Here is a 15,718-nt window from a genome sequence, read left to right on the forward strand (position 1 = left end):
CCTGTCTTCTCTGCTGGTCTCGAGGGGGCCGGATCAGATGATCTTCTGGCCCGCGAGGTACGCGGCGATCTTGCTGCCGCCGTCGCCCTCGTCGGTGACGCGCTCGCCAGCGGTACGCGGGGGCTTGGGGGTGGAGGCGGTGACGGTGGTGCCGGCATTCGCGACGCCCACGGTCTCCGGGTCGACACCGAGGTCGGCCAGGGTCAGGACCTGAACTTCCTTCTTCTTCGCGGCCATGATGCCCTTGAAGGACGGGAAGCGCGGCTCGTTGATCTTCTCGGTGACCGAGACGATCGCCGGCAGGCCGGCCTCGAGGCCGAAGACGCCCTCGTCGGTCTCGCGCTCGCCGGTGGCCTTGCCGTCGGCGACGGTCAGCTTGCGCAGCTGGGTCAGCTGCGGCAGGCCCAGGTACTCGGCGATGATGGCCGGGACGGCGCCCATACGGCCGTCGGTGGCCTCGTTGCCGGCGATGACCAGGTCGGCGGCCTCACCGTTCTCGAAGCTGATCTGACCGAGCGCGGCCGCCAGCGTCCAGCCGGTCTGGATCGCGTCGGACCCGTGCAGGGCCGGATCGTTGACGTGGACGGCCTTGTCGGCGCCCATCGAAAGTGCCTTGCGGATGGCGTCGGTGGCGCGATCGGGACCGGCGCACAGCACGATCACCTCGCCGCCGTCACGTTCCTTGATGAGGAGGGCTTCCTCGACGGCGCGCTCGTTGATCTCGTCGAGCACGGCGTCGGCGGCCTCACGGTCAAGCGTGTAGTCGCCGTCGGAGAGCTTGCGCTCGGACCACGTATCGGGGACCTGCTTGATCAAAACGACGATGTTCGTCATGGGTCTTCGTCGACCTCCTGTGTGTAGCTAGCTGAATGATCGCGAGGAACTCCGCGACATGCCGAGCTCTCGTAAGCAATTTCGTTGCACGTTGGCTGTGCGACAGATTACCCCACAGCAAGTTACCCGCGGGTAACTTAGGCGAAATCCGGTCCCACCATAACCGCCGACGCGGCCTTTCGCGGCTGTGATGTGGACCACCCCGACAACTGTCCGGTCCGTGCCACTAACCTCGCTGAGGTGAGTGAATCCACTGCTGGTTCCACGACCGAACGTGCAGCCGCCGCCGCGGGCTCGTCGCCCGACGCCTCGACGCTGCCGCTGACCGGCGAGCGCACCGTGCCCGGAATCCCCGAGGAGAACTACTGGTTCCGGCGCCACGAGGTGGTCTACCGCGACCTGCTCCCCCGCTGCGCCGACCGCGTCGTACTCGAGGCCGGATCCGGAGAAGGCTACGGCGCCAACATGATTGCAGATGTCGCGACGAGGGTGACCGGCGTCGACTACGACACCTCCGCCGTCGAGCACGTCCGGTCCCGGTACCCCCGGGTGGAGATGCTGCACGGCAACCTCGCCGAACTGCCGCTGACCGACGAGTCCGTCGACACGGTGGTCAACTTCCAGGTGATCGAACACCTGTGGGACCAGGCGCAGTTCCTGCGCGAGTGCCACCGGGTGCTGCGCCCGGGCGGCGAGCTTCTCGTGAGTACGCCCAACCGGATCACCTTCTCCCCCGGGCGCGACACGCCGCTCAACCCGTTCCACACCCGCGAGTTGAACGCCGCCGAGCTCACCGAACTGCTCGAGCAGGCGGGCTTCCGCGTCGCCCTCGTGACCGGCGTGCACCACGGCCCGCGGCTACGCGAGCTGGACGCCAAGCACGGTGGGTCGTTCATCGACGCCCAGATCGAGCGCGCGCTCGCCGGCGAGCCGTGGCCCGCGGACCTCAGCCGCGACGTGGCCGACATCGATGTCGACGACTTCGTGCTGCGGGAGGACGACATCGACACCAGCCTCGACCTCGTCGCCGTCGCCATCAAGGATCCTGTGACGTGACGGGGGCTCAGGGGGAAGGCGTCGCCCGACGCGAACCGGGCATGTTCTGCCTGGTGCTGCATTCACACCTGCCGTGGCTGGCGAACCACGGGCGCTGGCCGGTCGGCGAGGAATGGCTGTACCAGTCGTGGGCCGCGACGTACCTGCCGGTGACGTCGGTGTTGCGCCGGCTCGCCGACGAGGGCCGGACCCGGCTGCTCACGCTCGGCATCACCCCGGTGCTCGCGGCGCAGCTGGACGACCCGCACTGCCTCGACGGCATGCACCACTGGCTCGGCAACTGGCAGCTCCGCGCGCACGAGGCCGCGGGGATGCCGTCGCCCGCACTTCGCGAGCTGGGCGCCCTCGAGCACCGCGCCTCCGCCGCCGCGCTCGAGGACTTCGAGACCCGTTGGCGGCACGGCGGTTCGGCGGTGCTCCGGCAGCTGATCGACGCCGAGACGATCGAACTCCTCGGCGGCCCGCTCGCGCACCCGTTCCAGCCACTGCTCGATCCGCGGCTGCGCGCGTTCTCGCTCACCGAGGGCCTCGCCGACGCCCGGGCCCGGTGGGGGCACACGCCGTCCGGCATCTGGGCGCCCGAGTGCGGATTCACGCCCGGCATGGAACGCGGCTACGCCGACGCGGGTGTGTCGCACTTCATGGTCGACGGTCCGGCGTTGCGCGGCGACACCTCCGTCGGCCGCCCGGTGTGGGATTCCGACGTCGTCGCGTTCGGACGCGACCTCGAGGTCAGCTACCGCGTGTGGTCGCCCCGGACCGGGTACCCCGGGCACGCCGCCTACCGCGACTTCCACACCTACGACCACGACACCGGTCTCAAGCCGGCCCGGGTCACCGGCCGGTCGGTGCCGGCGGAGAAGAAGGCACCGTACGATCCGGCGCTCGCCGCGGTCGCGCTCGACAAGCACGTCGACGACTTCGTCGAGACCGTCCGCCGGCGCCTGCGCAGCGAATCGGCGCGCACCGGCCGGGACGCACTCGTCGTCGCCGCCTTCGACACCGAACTGTTCGGGCACTGGTGGTACGAGGGCCCGCAGTGGCTCGAGAAGGTGCTCCGGGCGCTGCCCGCGGCCGGAATCGAGATCGGCACCCTGGCCGACGCCCGAGCCCGTGGGTACGTCGGCGAGCCCGTCGAACTGCAGGACTCGTCGTGGGGGTCGGGCAAGGACTGGCGGGTGTGGGCCGGCGACCAGGTCCAGGACCTGGTCCAGCTCAACGCGGAGGTGGTGCAGACCGCCCTCGACACCATCGACAAGTCCCGTGACGCGAATCCGGAACAGCCGGAACTACGCAATCGGGTCCACGACCAGATGTTGCGTGAGACGCTGATGACGGTCTCGAGCGACTGGGCTTTCATGGTCAGCAAGGACTCGGCGGCCGGGTACGCCCGCGACCGAGCCCACAAGCACGCCCACGCGTTGCGGGAGATCGCCGACGCCGTCGCCTCCGGGCGCGGCGACGTCGCACGCCGGCTCGCCGAGGGCTGGAACGCCGCCGACGGACTGTTCCCGGCACTCGACGCACGGCGCCTGCCCGGTCGCGAGGCCGGCACCACCGGGCCGACCGCCGTATCCGCTGGGAGCAAGTGATGAAAGTTCTGATCGTCTCGTGGGAGTACCCGCCCGTCGTGGTCGGCGGGCTGGGGCGCCACGTCCACCATCTCGCGACCGAGCTGGCCGCGGCCGGGCACGAGGTGGTGGTGCTCGCACGCCGGCCGTCCGGCACCGATCCGTCCACCCATCCGACGACCACGGAGATCACCGACGGTGTGTTGGTGGTCGCGGTCGCCGAGGATCCGCCGCACTTCGTGTTCGGCGAGGACATGCTGGCGTGGACGCTGGCGATGGGGCACGCGATGGTCCGCGCAGGCGTCGCACTGTCGAAAGGTGGCGTCGGCGAGGGGTGGCAGCCGGACGTCGTGCACGCGCACGACTGGCTGGTGGCCCACCCAGCGATCGCGCTGGCCGAATTCTACGACGTGCCGCTCGTCTCGACGCTGCACGCGTCGGAGGCCGGCCGGCACAGCGGCTGGGTCTCGGGCCGGATCAATCGCCAGGTGCACTCGGTGGAGTGGTGGCTCGCGAACGAGTCCGACTCGATCATCACGTGCTCGGCGTCGATGGAGGACGAGGTCACCCAGCTGTACGGCCCCGATCTTCCCCCCGTCACCGTGATCCGCAACGGGATCGACGTCACGACGTGGAGCTACCGGCCGCGGCCACCGCGGTCCGGACCGGCCACGCTGCTGTACGTGGGCCGGCTCGAGTACGAGAAGGGCGTGCAGGACGCCATCGCGGCGCTCCCACGGATCCGGCGGACGCATCCGGGCACGACGCTGGCGATCGCCGGTGAGGGCACCCAGTTCGAGTGGCTGCAACAGCAGGCCCGCACCCACCGGGTCGCCCGTTCGGTGACGTTCCTCGGCAACCTCGACCACGAGGAACTCCTCGGCTGGCTGCACGGCGCCGACGCGATCGTGCTTCCCAGCCGGTACGAGCCGTTCGGCATCATCGCGCTCGAGGCCGCCGCCGCGGGTACCCCGCTGATCGCGTCCACCGCGGGCGGCCTCGGCGAGGCCGTCGTCGACGGGGTCACCGGGCTGTCCTTCGAGCCGGGCGGCGTCGACGGACTCACTTCCGCGATCCGCGAGACGCTCGACGACCCGGCGGCGGCCCAGCTGCGCGCGGCGGCCGCGCGGGACCGGCTGACCGCGGACTTCGACTGGCGCAAGGTGGCCGAGGAGACCGTCCAGGTGTACTCCGGCGCCAAGCGCCGGGTGCGCCACCCGCTGGCCCGCCCAACGATTCCCGAACGTCCGCTGCCGGGTCGGTAGCGGCGTCGGTCCGTCTCAGTTCGCGGCCGAGGAGGCCCCGTTCCCGTTCGTCGCGGGCGCGGGCGCCCCTTCGGCGGCGGCCTTCTTGCGGGCGATGTCCTCGAGGGCGGCGATGTACCTGGCGCGCTCGTCGGCACCGGCCTCCCAGTCGGCGCGGCGGTTCTTCACCGCGCGGGCCGGCGAACCGACCGCGATGGCGAAGTCCGGGATGTCCCCCTTGACCACGGCGTGTGCCCCGAGCACGCAGCCCCGGCCGACCCGCGTGTTGCGCAGCACCGTGACCTTGGCGGCGATCCAGGTGTCGGGTCCGATCCGGACCGGGCCCTTGACGATGCCCTGGTCCTTGATCGGCACCGTCACGTCCTCGGTCCGATGGTCGAAATCGCAGATGTAGCACCAGTCGGCGACGAGCGTCGATGCCCCGATCTCGATGTCGAGGTAGGTGTTGACGACGTTGTCCTTGCCGAAGACGACCTTGTCGCCGATGCGCAGCGAACCCTCGTGACACCGCAACGCGTTGCCGTCGCCGATGTGGACCCACTTGCCGATCTCCATGCGCGACAACCCCGGCGTGGAGTGGATCTCGACGTTCTTGCCCAGGAACACCATCCCCCGCGTGACGATGTGCGGGTTGGCCAGTTTGAACTTGGCCAGGCGGTAGTACCGGACCAGGTACCACGGCGTGTACGCCTTGTTGGCGATGACCCACTTGAGCGAGGCCAACGTCAGGAAACGGGCCTGCTCACTGTCCCGGCGCCGGGATCCGCGCCACCTCGAGCGCAACGGGGCGCCCCACATGCTCGTCATGGGACACCAGCCTACGGATCGCCGCTGTGCGCCCGGTCACGTGCCCTGGGACTCGGCTACGCGGCGTGGCGTCCGACCCCGTGCTCGCTCCATCCGTGCGTGCCCCAGCTGCGACCGGCCCAGCCCGGTTCGACGGCGATCTGGCGGTGCCGCGCGCGACGCCGCCGCGCCCGCCGCGCCCAGTCGTCGTCGTGGGCGACCACGTAGGCCGTGAGGGCGCCGACGACGGCCGTCACGACCATCGCGATCACCGAGAGCATCACGACGCCGACCGCACCCGCGACACCGACGACCAACAGGGTGGTGACGACCATCCCGGCACGCGGCGAACCGAGGAGGTGATCGTCCTCACCGATCCGCGCGTCGCCGGGCGCCTCCGGGGGCGCACTCGGGGCCGGTCGATCCGGCGATCGCGCCGCAGACCCACCCGCAACAGGCTCCCGCTCGTGTCGTTCGGATTCCGTCTGCGTCCCCGGCTGCATGAAACCATTAGACACAATTCACGACGGCGTGTCGCGACGGAGCGGGATAAACGATCGGCAACGATCGCCGACCCGGGTGATGACATTGATGATGTTCACGCGAATCGGACTTTTCAGCTACGCAGCGCGTTCTCGACCGCGACGAAAGGGAGAGCGTGCGCAAGTGCGACAGGACCGTGGGTCACCTGCCCGGACCAGGTGCTGAGCCCCATCGCCAGCGCCGGGTCGTCGCGCATCGCCGCGCGCCAACCATTTTCCGCCAGGGCTGATACGAACGGCAGCGTGACATTTACCAAAGCCCGGGTGGACGTATAGGGAACAATGCTCGGCATATTGGGAACCGCATAAATGATCGAATTGTGAACCATATATGTGGGCCGTTCGTGTGTGGTCGGCCGCGAGTCCTCGAAACACCCACCCTGGTCGATCGCGATGTCGACCAGCACGCTGCCCGGCAGCATTCTGCGCACCTGCTCCGACGACACCAGGCGCGGCGCGCGGGCCCCGTGCACCAGTACGGCACCGATCACCAATTCGGCGTCCGAGAGAACCGACTCGAGTTCGGTGCGGGTGGACACCGCCGTCGAGATTCGCGATCCGAACCGGGCATCCACGGCACGTAGACGGTCGACGTCACGGTCGAGCACCGTCACCCGCGCCCCCATGCCCACGGCCACCGCCGTCGCCTGGGTGCCGGCGCTGCCCGCACCGACGACGACGACACGGGCCGGCGGCACCCCCGGGACTCCGCCGAGCAGGACACCCCGCCCCGAGCAGTCGCCCGAGGCGCTCGCCTGCAACGCGTGCGCCCCCACCTGGGTGGCCAGTCGCCCGGCCACCTCGCTCATCGGCGCCAGCAGCGGCAGCGACCCGTCGGCCCGCTCCACGGTCTCGTACGCGATGGCCGTCACCCCGCTCGCCAGCAGCGCCTCGGTGCAGTCGAGCGAGGCCGCGAGATGGAGGTAGGTGAACAGCACCTGACCGCGCCGCATGAGCCCGTACTCGGGAGCGAGCGGTTCCTTGACCTTGACGACCAGATCGGCGTCGGCCCACACGTCCTCCGCGCGATCGACCACGTGCGCGCCGGCGGCCACGAATTCGCCGTCCGGCATCGACGATCCGTCACCCGCGCCGCGCTCGACGAGGACATCGTGGCCGCGCACGCGCAGTTCTCTGACCGCGAGCGGGGTGAGAGCCACCCGCAGCTCGCCGTTCTTGATCTCCTTCGGCACACCGATCCGCATGAGGCCTCCTCCGCCGGAACGGATTCCTCGGCCGCGTCGACGTACGCCGCCGGGCCCGCTTCGAGGGTCCCACGAAACGGGGTGGGGCGGTTCGCCGACGCCGAATCGTGGCCGGGATAGTCTCTGCTCCGGACCGATGTCGATTCGAGGAGATGTGATGCGGCGTGCCCTGCGGTCGTCGGCGGCGGCGCTGACGGCGATCTCGGCCCTCCTACTCGCGGGCTGCGGCGCGGATTCCGGCACCGAGAACATCTTCGGCGCCGGGGGCTGGCCGGGGGCCCACGCCGACGCCCGCAACAGCGGTACGTCGAGCGTGACGGGATCACAGTCCCTGGATCTCGGCTGGTCCCGGCCGATCGGCGGTCCGACGCCCACGCACGCGACGGTCGGCGCCGGCGGTCAGATCTTCATCACCTCGCAGGCCGAGCAGGGCTGCAATCTGTTGTCCTTCCAGATCGACTCGGGCCGCAAGCGCTGGTGCAACCGCGTCGGGCCCGGCGCCGCCGCCTCCGCTCCGGTCGTCGACGCCGCCACCAACGTGTACGTCGGCGAGGAGGGCGCGATGAGCTCATTCAACGAGCACGGCCAGTTGCGCTGGCGCACACCGGTGACCGGGACACCACTGTCGGGTCAGTTCACGGGGGACGGCAACCTGCTGTTCGTCACGCAGCTGGGGCAGATCGACGTGCTGGACCCGCAGACGGGCTTCAAGGTGGTGCCGGCGTACGACCTGATCCCGCCCGCCTCCTACACCCAGGGCATGAACGTCGATCCCGTCCCGAACGGACTCGGCCTCGGCGCCTGCTTCGACGGCGCCTCACCGTGCCCCGTGGCCGACGCGCCCGCGATCGACGTGGACTCCGGCCGTTTCGTGTTCACCTTCTGGCGTCCCGGGGCGAGTAAGGCCGATCTGGTGGCGATGCGCTACACCGGCGGGGACGACCCCCGGATCGACACCGAGTGGTCGTCGACCGTCCTCACCGACGGCGCCTCCTCCGCGCCGGTGCTGTCCGCGGACGGCAAGACCGTGTACGTCGGCGACAACACCGGTCGGCTGTGGGCGGTGGACGCGAGCACCGGCGAGACCAGGTGGGACCACGACCTCGGTTACCGGCCGCTGGGCGCCCCGTCCGTGTCGTCGGACGGCGTGATCGTCCCGGCCGGCGGCGACCGGGCCCGCCTGTCCGCACTGCGCGATCGCGGCGAATCGGTCGAGACGTTGTGGGAGCGAAGCGATGTCACTCCCGTGGGCGCCGCGGCCCAGACCGCGGGGGCGACCGGGTACACGGCGGTGCGCGACGGCGACGGCGTCGCGCTGCTGACGTTCGACACCCGCACGGGCGACACGAGGGACCAGGACCGGCTACCGGGGGCGTCCGGCTACACGGCCGGCACGTCGGTCGGCCCGGACGGCGAGGTCCTCACCCCCACGCTCATCGGGGAGTTGTTCGTCCTGAAGTGACGGCCGGATCAGTCCCGTGCCGCGCACACGAAGGCGACGGGGGCGCGCCCGATTCTGGTGAGCACCACCGACAGTGGCGTGGTTCCGCGGAGCTTCAGTCGCGGACGCAGCACCGCCGGATCGACGTCCAGGCCACGCACGAGGATCTCGGCGGACCCGCAGTCCCGGGCCGCCAGTTCCTGCCGCAGTGCCTTCTCGGTGTACTTCAGCCGCGCGAGCACCCGGAACCCGCGGACACCGTCGGGCACGCTGTCGCCGGTCAGATACGCGATCCGCGGGTCGAGTTGCCACAACCCGTGCCGGGCCGCGTAGTGGCGCACCAGCCCCGCGCGGACGACGGCACCGTCCGGGTCGACGATCCACTCCCCCGGTTCGCGCTCGGGAATGTCGTCGGTCTCGGCGTCGGTGATCTCCCACGACGTCCCGTCCGAGCGCAGCACGCTCGCCCGCCGGCGCACGCCCGGCCCGGCCAGCCCCGGCGACCACAGGCACGCCTCCCGGACCCCGCCGTCGAGCGAGACGACCTCCACCTCCCCGTCCCAGCCGAGGCGGTCGAAGTCGAGTCCGGGCGCGCACTTGACCGCCAGATCGCGGCCGGCGTAGACGTCGAGCAGATCCGGTAGCGGCGGCATCAGCGCCGCCGGGTCGTGGGTGCGCTTGCCACCGGAGCGGCGTGCGGGATCGGCGATCACCACGGTGTCCCGCGTACACGGGTACAGCGCGTCGGCACGCACGAGCGATGCCGCGGGAACGTTGTGCGCGGCCATCGCGAGCCGCACCGGATCGAGGTCACTCCCGATCACGGTGTCGGCCGACGGGACCAGAGCCGCCAGCTCCGCGCCGATCGAGCACGTGACGTCGTGGACTCGGCGTCCCGCCAACCGGGCGCCGCGATGGCGCGCGACCGCGAGCGGCGTGGCCTGCTGCAGCGCGTCGTCGGTGAACAGCCACGACCGGGACTCGTCGAGCTTGGCCTGCGCCTTGCGTCGCAGCAGTACCGTCTCGACGAGCAGCCCCGCCCGATCGCCGAAACGCGCACGTGCCCGCCCGATGTCGGCCAGACGCGTGCGCGGGGACAGCTCCGACTCCGCCGTCTCGGCCAGCGCCGCGACACCGGCGTCGCTGCGCAGGTACGCGACGTCGTCGAGCGTGAAGTCGTAACCCAAGTGCTTGTCGTTCAGGCGCCCGGCTTCACGCCGGTGATCATGACGTTGTAGAAGAAGCTGCGCGGGACGACGTGCTTGAGCACGTTCTCGTCCACCCAGCTCAACGACTTCCAGCCGCCGAACGCGAACTTGGCCCAGCCCCAGCCCAGCTTCTCGGTCGGAACCGCGGCCTCGAACGTGCGGACCGGCCAGCCCAGCAACGCCGCCGCGAACTCCTCCGTCTCGGCGTGCACCTCGATCGCGCCGGCCGACTCGGCCATCTTCTCGAGGTCCGTCGGGTCGAACGTGTGCAGGTCGACCACCGCCTCGAGCGCGGCCGCGCGGGACGACTCGTCCAGTTCGGCCTGCGGACGGCGCCAATCCGTCAGGAACGGCAGCTTGGTGACGCTGGTGGTGGCGGCCCAGGTGGCACGACCGAGCCAGCGGGCGTAGAAGTTGCCGACCGTGGTGGGTTCGCCCGCGAAGACGAAACGGCCGCCCGGCTTGAGGACGCGCAGCACCTCGCGCAGCGACTGCTCGACGTCCGGAATGTGGTGCAGCACCGCGTGTCCGACGACCAGATCGAACGTGTCGTCGTCGTACGGGATCGTCTCGGCGTCCGCGACCCTGCCGTCCACGGGAAGGCCGAGGTTCTCGGCGTTGCGCAGCGCGACCTTGACCATGCCGGGCGACAGGTCGGTGACCGAGCCGGTCTTCGCGACCCCGCCCTGCATCAGGTTGAGCAGGAAGAAGCCGGTACCGCAGCCCAGTTCCAGCGCCCGCTCGTACGGCAACGGCTGGTCACCGGCAACGGCGTCGAACCGGCCGCGCGCGTAGTCGATGCAGCGCTCGTCGTACGAGATCGACCACTTGTCGTCGTAAGTCTCGGCCTCCCAGTCGTGGTACAGGACCTGGGCAAGCTTGGTGTCCTGCAACGCCGCCTCGACCTGTTCGGCCGTGGCGTGCGGGTTGGGCGCGGGGTCTTGCGGGCTCGCAGTCATGCCGGGAATCCTACCGAATGGTAAGGAGAGAACAAGTTCTAGTTTTGCCGGTTCCGGCGCCGCGATTCGCGCACGTGCCGACGTTCGCGGGGTGGCCCGGACGCCGGCGAGTGCGCGAACCGCGGTGAGGTCCTACTTGCCGGTGAACTTCGCCTTGCCGGGACCGTTCTCGACGAAGGACTGCATGCCGATGGTGCGGTCGTCGGTGGCGAAGAGCGACGCGAACAGGTGCTGCTCGATCTTCAGGCCGGTGTCCAGATCCGTGTCGAGTCCCTGGTCGATCGCGGCCTTGGCGGCGGCGATCGCCCGGCTCGCGGCGCCGGTGAACTGCGCGGCCCACGTGCGGGCGGCGTTGTACACCTCGTCGGGCGCGACCATCTGGTCGATCAGGCCGATCGCGAGGGCCTCCTCGGCGCCGACGAAGCGGCCCGTGAACACCATGTCCTTGGCCTTGGCCGGGCCCACCAGCCGCGCCAGCCGCTGCGTGCCGCCGCCGCCGGGGATGATGCCCAGCAGGATCTCGGGCACACCGAGCTTGACGTTGTCGCCGGCGATTCGCCGATCGGCGCCGAGCGCGAGCTCGAGTCCGCCGCCGAGGGCGTAGCCCGTGATGGCCGCGACGGTCGGCTTCGGGATGTCGGCGATCGCACCGAGCGCCGACTGCAGGTCGGCGATGATCTCGCTCATCTGCACGAAGTCGAGCTCCGCCATCTCCTTGATGTCGGCGCCCGCGGCGAACACCTTCTCGCCGCCGTACACGATGACAGCCTTGACGTCCGGATCGACCGTCGCCTGACGCGCGGCCGCCCGAATCTCCTCCTGCACCTGCCGGTTCAGGGCGTTCATCGGGGGACGGGCCAAACGGATGGTGCCGATACCTTCGGAAACCTCGAGGGTCACAAACTCAGCCATGCGGCTCAGGCTACTGGGCGTCACCCCCAGGGCAGCGCCCCGGTGTCGTAGTAGCCCGTGTCGCCGGGGAAGGACACCCGCGGCTTGCCGTCGACGAACGACAGCTCCGGCAGGATCGGTGAAATCTCCGGCTCGGCAGCGAGAATCGCCTCGACGCCGTCGAACTCGCCCAGCGTCGCCAACTGGCGCCACGTGGGCGGCAGCAGGACGCTGCGCCGCTCGCGCCAGTCCTCGACGGCCGCCGCCGGGGTGCGCCACGCGACCTCGGCCGCCTCCGACGTGTCGCCGTCGGCCTGCTGCCCCTCGGGCAGCACCGCGACGAAGAACCGCGTGTCGTAACGCCGGCCCTCCTGCACGGGGGTGATCCAGTTGGCCCACGGCCGGAGCAGATCGGCGCGCAGCACCAGGTTCTCGCGGGCGAGGAAGTCGGCGAACGACAACTCGCGCGACTCGAGCTGCCGACGCGCCCCGGTGTAGCCGGCCGTGTCGGTGACGACACTGTCCGCGGTGGGACCGGCGAGCAGTACTCCGCACTCCTCGAACGTCTCGCGGACCGCGGCGCAGACGAGGGCCTTGGCACGCACCTCGTCGACGCCGAGCCGCTCGGCCCACCACGAGACCGGCGGACCGGCCCAACGAACGTCGGCGACACCGTCGCTGGGGTCGACGCCGCCGCCCGGGAACACCGTCATGCCGCCCGCGAACGCCATGCCCGCGACCCGTCGCAGCAGGAAGACCTCGACGCCCGAGTCCCCGTCGCGCACGAGCATGACGGTGGACGCGTCCTTGGGCACGGCGGCTGCCGTCTCGGCGCTCGTCTCGGCCTGCTGAGCGACGCCGGAGGCGCCCGTCTCCCGACTGGTTCCCATACCGCGAACCTACGCTGCGAGTGACGGACGCCTCAGGTGCGGTCCCACTGCGCGGCCGCGTGTCGTGTCCGGTGTCAGGCGCGGTGCAGACCGGGGTGCCGGGTGCGGCGCGCGAAGAAGCGGCCGTCGACCCGGTCCAGGCTGATGGACTGGCTGAACGCCTCGCTGAGGTTCTCCGCGGTGATGACGTCGTCGAGCAGGCCCTGCGACACGACGCGGCCCTCGGACAGCAGCAGCGCGTGTGTGAAGCCGGGCGGGATCTCCTCGACGTGGTGCGTGATGAGCACGGTGGCCGGCGAATCGGGGTCGGCCGCCAGGTCCCCGAGCCGGGCGACGAGTTCCTCGCGACCGCCGAGGTCGAGACCGGCCGCAGGCTCGTCGAGCAGCAGCAGCTCCGGATCGGTCATGAGCGCCCGGGCGATGAGGACCCGCTTGCGCTCGCCCTCCGAGAGGGTGCCGTACGTGCGGTCGGCCAGGTGCTCGGCGCCCAGGCTCTCGAGCATCTCCACGGCCCGATCGGTGTCCATGTCCTCGTAGCGTTCCCGCCAGCGTCCCAGGACCGCGTACCCCGCGGAGACCACCAGATCCTTCACCACCTCGTCGGCGGGGACCCGGTGCGCGAGCGCGGACGACGACAGGCCGATCCGCGGACGCAACTCGGTGATGTCCACGCGTCCGAGGGTCTCGCCGAGCAGACGCGCCACACCGGCGGTGGGGTGCACCTCGGCCGCCGCGATGCGCAGCAGCGAGGTCTTGCCCGCGCCGTTGGGGCCGAGCACGACCCACTTCTCGTCGAGCTCCACCTTCCAGGAGACCGGGCCGACGAGGGTCGCTCCGCCGCGGCGAATCAGGACATCTTCGAAATCGATGAGGAGATCAGGATCTGGTTCCGACACGACGACCATCTTCGCGTACCGCCCACCGGCGGTGCCGACCGGACCGGACCTGCGTGTCGCCGCGACTCAGCCGACGGGCGCGATCACCGTCATCGAGCCCGGTGCCACCTCGGTGAATCCGGCGTCGCGGACCGCGACGGCCCGCCCCTGCGCGACGTCGTCGCACAGAGCGGTCCACGTGGCCTCGTCGGCGTCGCGGACCGCGCACCGGTAGTGGTCCGCAGCCCACGCCTGCGCCCGCGTCAGCGACATCGCACCGGCCAGGATCATCGACGCGTGCCCCACCTGTGCGGCCGCCTTGCCGACCGTCATCCCCAGGGACGCGTTCACCCACAGCACGGGCACGCCATCCGGGGTCGGGCCCGGCTCGTCGGGTTCGAGGTCGGTGCCGCCGATCTGCAGCTTCCTGATCCGGGGATCCAGAGCGCCGACGCTGCCGGGCACCAGTGCCCGCGCCTGCGCGCCGTCGGCGTCCACGGTCACCCCGTCGACATCCTGCGCGGCGCGCCACTGCGCCCCGCGGGCCCTGCGGGCCACCTTGCGGATACGGGCGTCGGTCCATTCCCGGAACGCGTGCTGCCACGGGCCGGGCGTGCCGTCGGCCGCGGGGCCGACCCGTTCGTCGAGACACAGCGCGACGGTGGCCGACGCGGCCGCCGCCAGCAGCGCGCTGCGCGCGGGCGGGTCGATCTTGGGGATGTGCAGCACCAGCGGCATCGCCAGGACCTGCGCCGGGTCCGTCGGGTCCGGACGGCTGCCGTACCCGGCGGCCAGCACGGCGTGACGTGCCGCGAAGCCGTCGTCCGTCAGGATCACGGCAGCGGCACGCGCCGCACGACACCGTCGACCGCGTCGGCGGCCTCGACCTCGTTGCGGGTCACACCGAGTACGAACAGCACGGCGTCGAGGAACGGATGCGACAGGGCGGTGTCGGCCACCTCGCGCAGCGCCGGCTTGGCGTTGAACGCCACACCCAGACCGGCGGCGGTGAGCATGTCGATGTCGTTGGCGCCGTCACCGACCGCGACGGTCTGCTCCATCGGGACGCCGACGTCGGCCGCGAACTTGCGCAGCGCGGTGGCCTTGGCGGCCCGGTCGACGACGTCGCCGACCACCCGGCCGGTGAGCTTGCCGTCGACGATCTCGAGGGTGTTGGCCTGCACGAAGTCCAGCTCGAGCTCGTGCGCGAGACCCTCGATCACCTGACGGAATCCGCCCGAGACGACACCGCAGTGGTAGCCGAGACGGCGCAGCGTGCGGATCGTGGTCCGGGCGCCGGGCGTCAGCTGCAGGTCGGCGGCCACGTCGTCGATGACCGACGCGTCGAGACCGGCGAGCGTGGCGACGCGCTGGTTGAGGGATTCGGTGAAGTCGATCTCACCGCGCATCGCGGCCTCGGTGACGGCGCGGACCTCGTCCTCGACACCCGCACGGGCCGCGAGCATCTCGATGACCTCGCCCTGCACGAGCGTGGAGTCGACGTCGAACACGATGAGCCGCTTGGCGCGACGGGCCAGTCCCCCACGCTCGACCGCGACGTCGACGTTCACCCCGGCGGCGACCTCGGCCAGGCCGGCACGCAACTGCGCGTCCGCCTCCGCCCCGGTACCCGAGGCGGTGACCATCAGTTCGAGACCGGTCACCGGGTAGTCGGCGATCCCGCGGATGGAGTCGATGTTGGCGCCCTGCCGTGCCAGCTCGCGCGAGAGGGAACGGAATGCCCGCGCGCTCACCGGGCTGCCGAGGACGACGACCGCGTGCGTCGAGACCTGCTGCCGGCCCGCGGGGTCGGCACCGATCTCGACGTCGACGTTCATGCCGACGGTGTCCATCGCCTCCTCGAGTTCCTCCTGGAGGGCCTCCGGATCGGTGGGGCACTGCACCAGTACACCGAGCGTGAGCCGGCCGCGGATGACGACCTGCTCCACGTCGAGCAGACTCACGTCGTGGCGCGACAACGCCGCGAAGAGCACCGACGTCACGCCGGGCCTGTCCGGACCAGTAACCGTCACCAGCACCGTGGCGTCTGACGCACCCACCGAGAAACTCCGTTCGTTTGGGCTTCCAACCTCGTGGAAACGAATGACCGTCCCCCATTCTGCCAAGTCGGCCCGGGAGCAGCGGAAAGGCCCCGCCCGAGAAACGGGCGGGGCCTTTCCGGTAGTGCAGGGACC

Annotated in this window: 15 protein-coding genes; 4 read left to right on the top strand and 11 right to left on the bottom strand. The window is 70.8% G+C overall.

What is annotated here, in order from left to right; translation table 11 throughout:
* Positions 1-33 precede the first annotated feature (33 nt).
* Positions 34-834, bottom strand: a complete 801-nt coding sequence (locus E7742_RS11955; protein ID WP_137799145.1) for an electron transfer flavoprotein subunit beta/FixA family protein — start codon at positions 832-834, stop codon at positions 34-36.
* Between the two features lie 315 nt (positions 835-1,149).
* Here E7742_RS11955 and E7742_RS11960 point away from each other — a divergent pair, with 315 nt between their 5' ends.
* Genes E7742_RS11960 through E7742_RS11970 form a run of 3 tightly spaced genes read left to right on the top strand, consistent with a single transcriptional unit; the run spans position 1,150 to position 4,726 of the window.
* A complete protein-coding gene (locus tag E7742_RS11960) occupies positions 1,150-1,890 on the top strand; it encodes a class I SAM-dependent methyltransferase (RefSeq protein WP_254699313.1) in 741 nt (246 codons plus the stop codon).
* Positions 1,891-1,931: 41 nt separating this feature from the next.
* A complete protein-coding gene (locus E7742_RS11965) occupies positions 1,932-3,482 on the top strand; it encodes a 1,4-alpha-glucan branching protein domain-containing protein (protein ID WP_137801172.1) in 1,551 nt (516 codons plus the stop codon).
* Positions 3,482-4,726, top strand: a complete 1,245-nt coding sequence (locus E7742_RS11970; protein WP_137799147.1) for a glycosyltransferase family 4 protein — start codon at positions 3,482-3,484, stop codon at positions 4,724-4,726. Before E7742_RS11965 ends, E7742_RS11970 begins: the two co-directional genes overlap by 1 nt.
* A gap of 15 nt (positions 4,727-4,741) precedes the next feature.
* Here E7742_RS11970 and E7742_RS11975 read toward each other — a convergent pair whose 3' ends face one another.
* From E7742_RS11975 to ald, 3 genes are all read right to left on the bottom strand, one after another.
* Positions 4,742-5,533 carry an acyltransferase gene (locus E7742_RS11975; protein ID WP_137799148.1) on the bottom strand — a complete coding sequence of 264 codons (792 nt, stop codon included), beginning with the start codon at positions 5,531-5,533 and terminating at the stop codon, positions 4,742-4,744.
* 56 nt (positions 5,534-5,589) lie between these two features.
* A complete protein-coding gene (locus E7742_RS11980; protein WP_254698986.1) occupies positions 5,590-6,015 on the bottom strand; it encodes a hypothetical protein in 426 nt (141 codons plus the stop codon).
* 113 nt (positions 6,016-6,128) lie between these two features.
* On the bottom strand, positions 6,129-7,259 hold the full coding sequence (gene ald / locus E7742_RS11985) for an alanine dehydrogenase (RefSeq protein WP_137799149.1): 1,131 nt from the start codon (positions 7,257-7,259) through the stop codon (positions 6,129-6,131).
* A 157-nt stretch (positions 7,260-7,416) separates the two neighbouring features.
* Between ald and E7742_RS11990 the strand changes: the two genes are divergently transcribed.
* Positions 7,417-8,721 (top strand): outer membrane protein assembly factor BamB family protein, encoded by a 1,305-nt coding sequence (locus E7742_RS11990; RefSeq protein ID WP_137799150.1) that lies wholly within the window; start codon positions 7,417-7,419, stop codon positions 8,719-8,721.
* Between the two features lie 8 nt (positions 8,722-8,729).
* Here E7742_RS11990 and E7742_RS11995 read toward each other — a convergent pair whose 3' ends face one another.
* From E7742_RS11995 to serB, 7 genes are all read right to left on the bottom strand, one after another.
* The gene (locus E7742_RS11995) at positions 8,730-9,887 is read right to left on the bottom strand and encodes a THUMP-like domain-containing protein (RefSeq protein WP_137799151.1); all 1,158 of its coding nucleotides are present in this window, start codon (positions 9,885-9,887) and stop codon (positions 8,730-8,732) included.
* An 11-nt stretch (positions 9,888-9,898) separates the two neighbouring features.
* A complete protein-coding gene (locus tag E7742_RS12000; RefSeq protein WP_137799152.1) occupies positions 9,899-10,867 on the bottom strand; it encodes a class I SAM-dependent methyltransferase in 969 nt (322 codons plus the stop codon).
* 132 nt (positions 10,868-10,999) lie between these two features.
* Entirely contained in the window at positions 11,000-11,779 is a 780-nt protein-coding gene (locus E7742_RS12005) for an enoyl-CoA hydratase/isomerase family protein (protein WP_137799153.1), read from the bottom strand.
* Between the two features lie 20 nt (positions 11,780-11,799).
* Entirely contained in the window at positions 11,800-12,648 is an 849-nt protein-coding gene (locus E7742_RS12010) for an NUDIX hydrolase (protein WP_137799154.1), read from the bottom strand.
* Between the two features lie 74 nt (positions 12,649-12,722).
* Positions 12,723-13,553, bottom strand: coding sequence for an ABC transporter ATP-binding protein (locus E7742_RS12015; protein WP_137799155.1), 831 nt, complete (start codon positions 13,551-13,553; stop codon positions 12,723-12,725).
* Between the two features lie 57 nt (positions 13,554-13,610).
* A complete protein-coding gene (locus E7742_RS12020; protein WP_137799156.1) occupies positions 13,611-14,360 on the bottom strand; it encodes a peptidyl-tRNA hydrolase in 750 nt (249 codons plus the stop codon).
* Positions 14,357-15,583 carry a phosphoserine phosphatase SerB gene (serB, locus tag E7742_RS12025; RefSeq protein WP_137799157.1) on the bottom strand — a complete coding sequence of 409 codons (1,227 nt, stop codon included), beginning with the start codon at positions 15,581-15,583 and terminating at the stop codon, positions 14,357-14,359. Before serB ends, E7742_RS12020 begins: the two co-directional genes overlap by 4 nt.
* Positions 15,584-15,718: the final 135 nt, after the last annotated feature.

This window comes from Rhodococcus sp. SGAir0479, from assembly GCF_005484805.1.
GTDB lineage: Bacteria > Actinomycetota > Actinomycetes > Mycobacteriales > Mycobacteriaceae > Prescottella.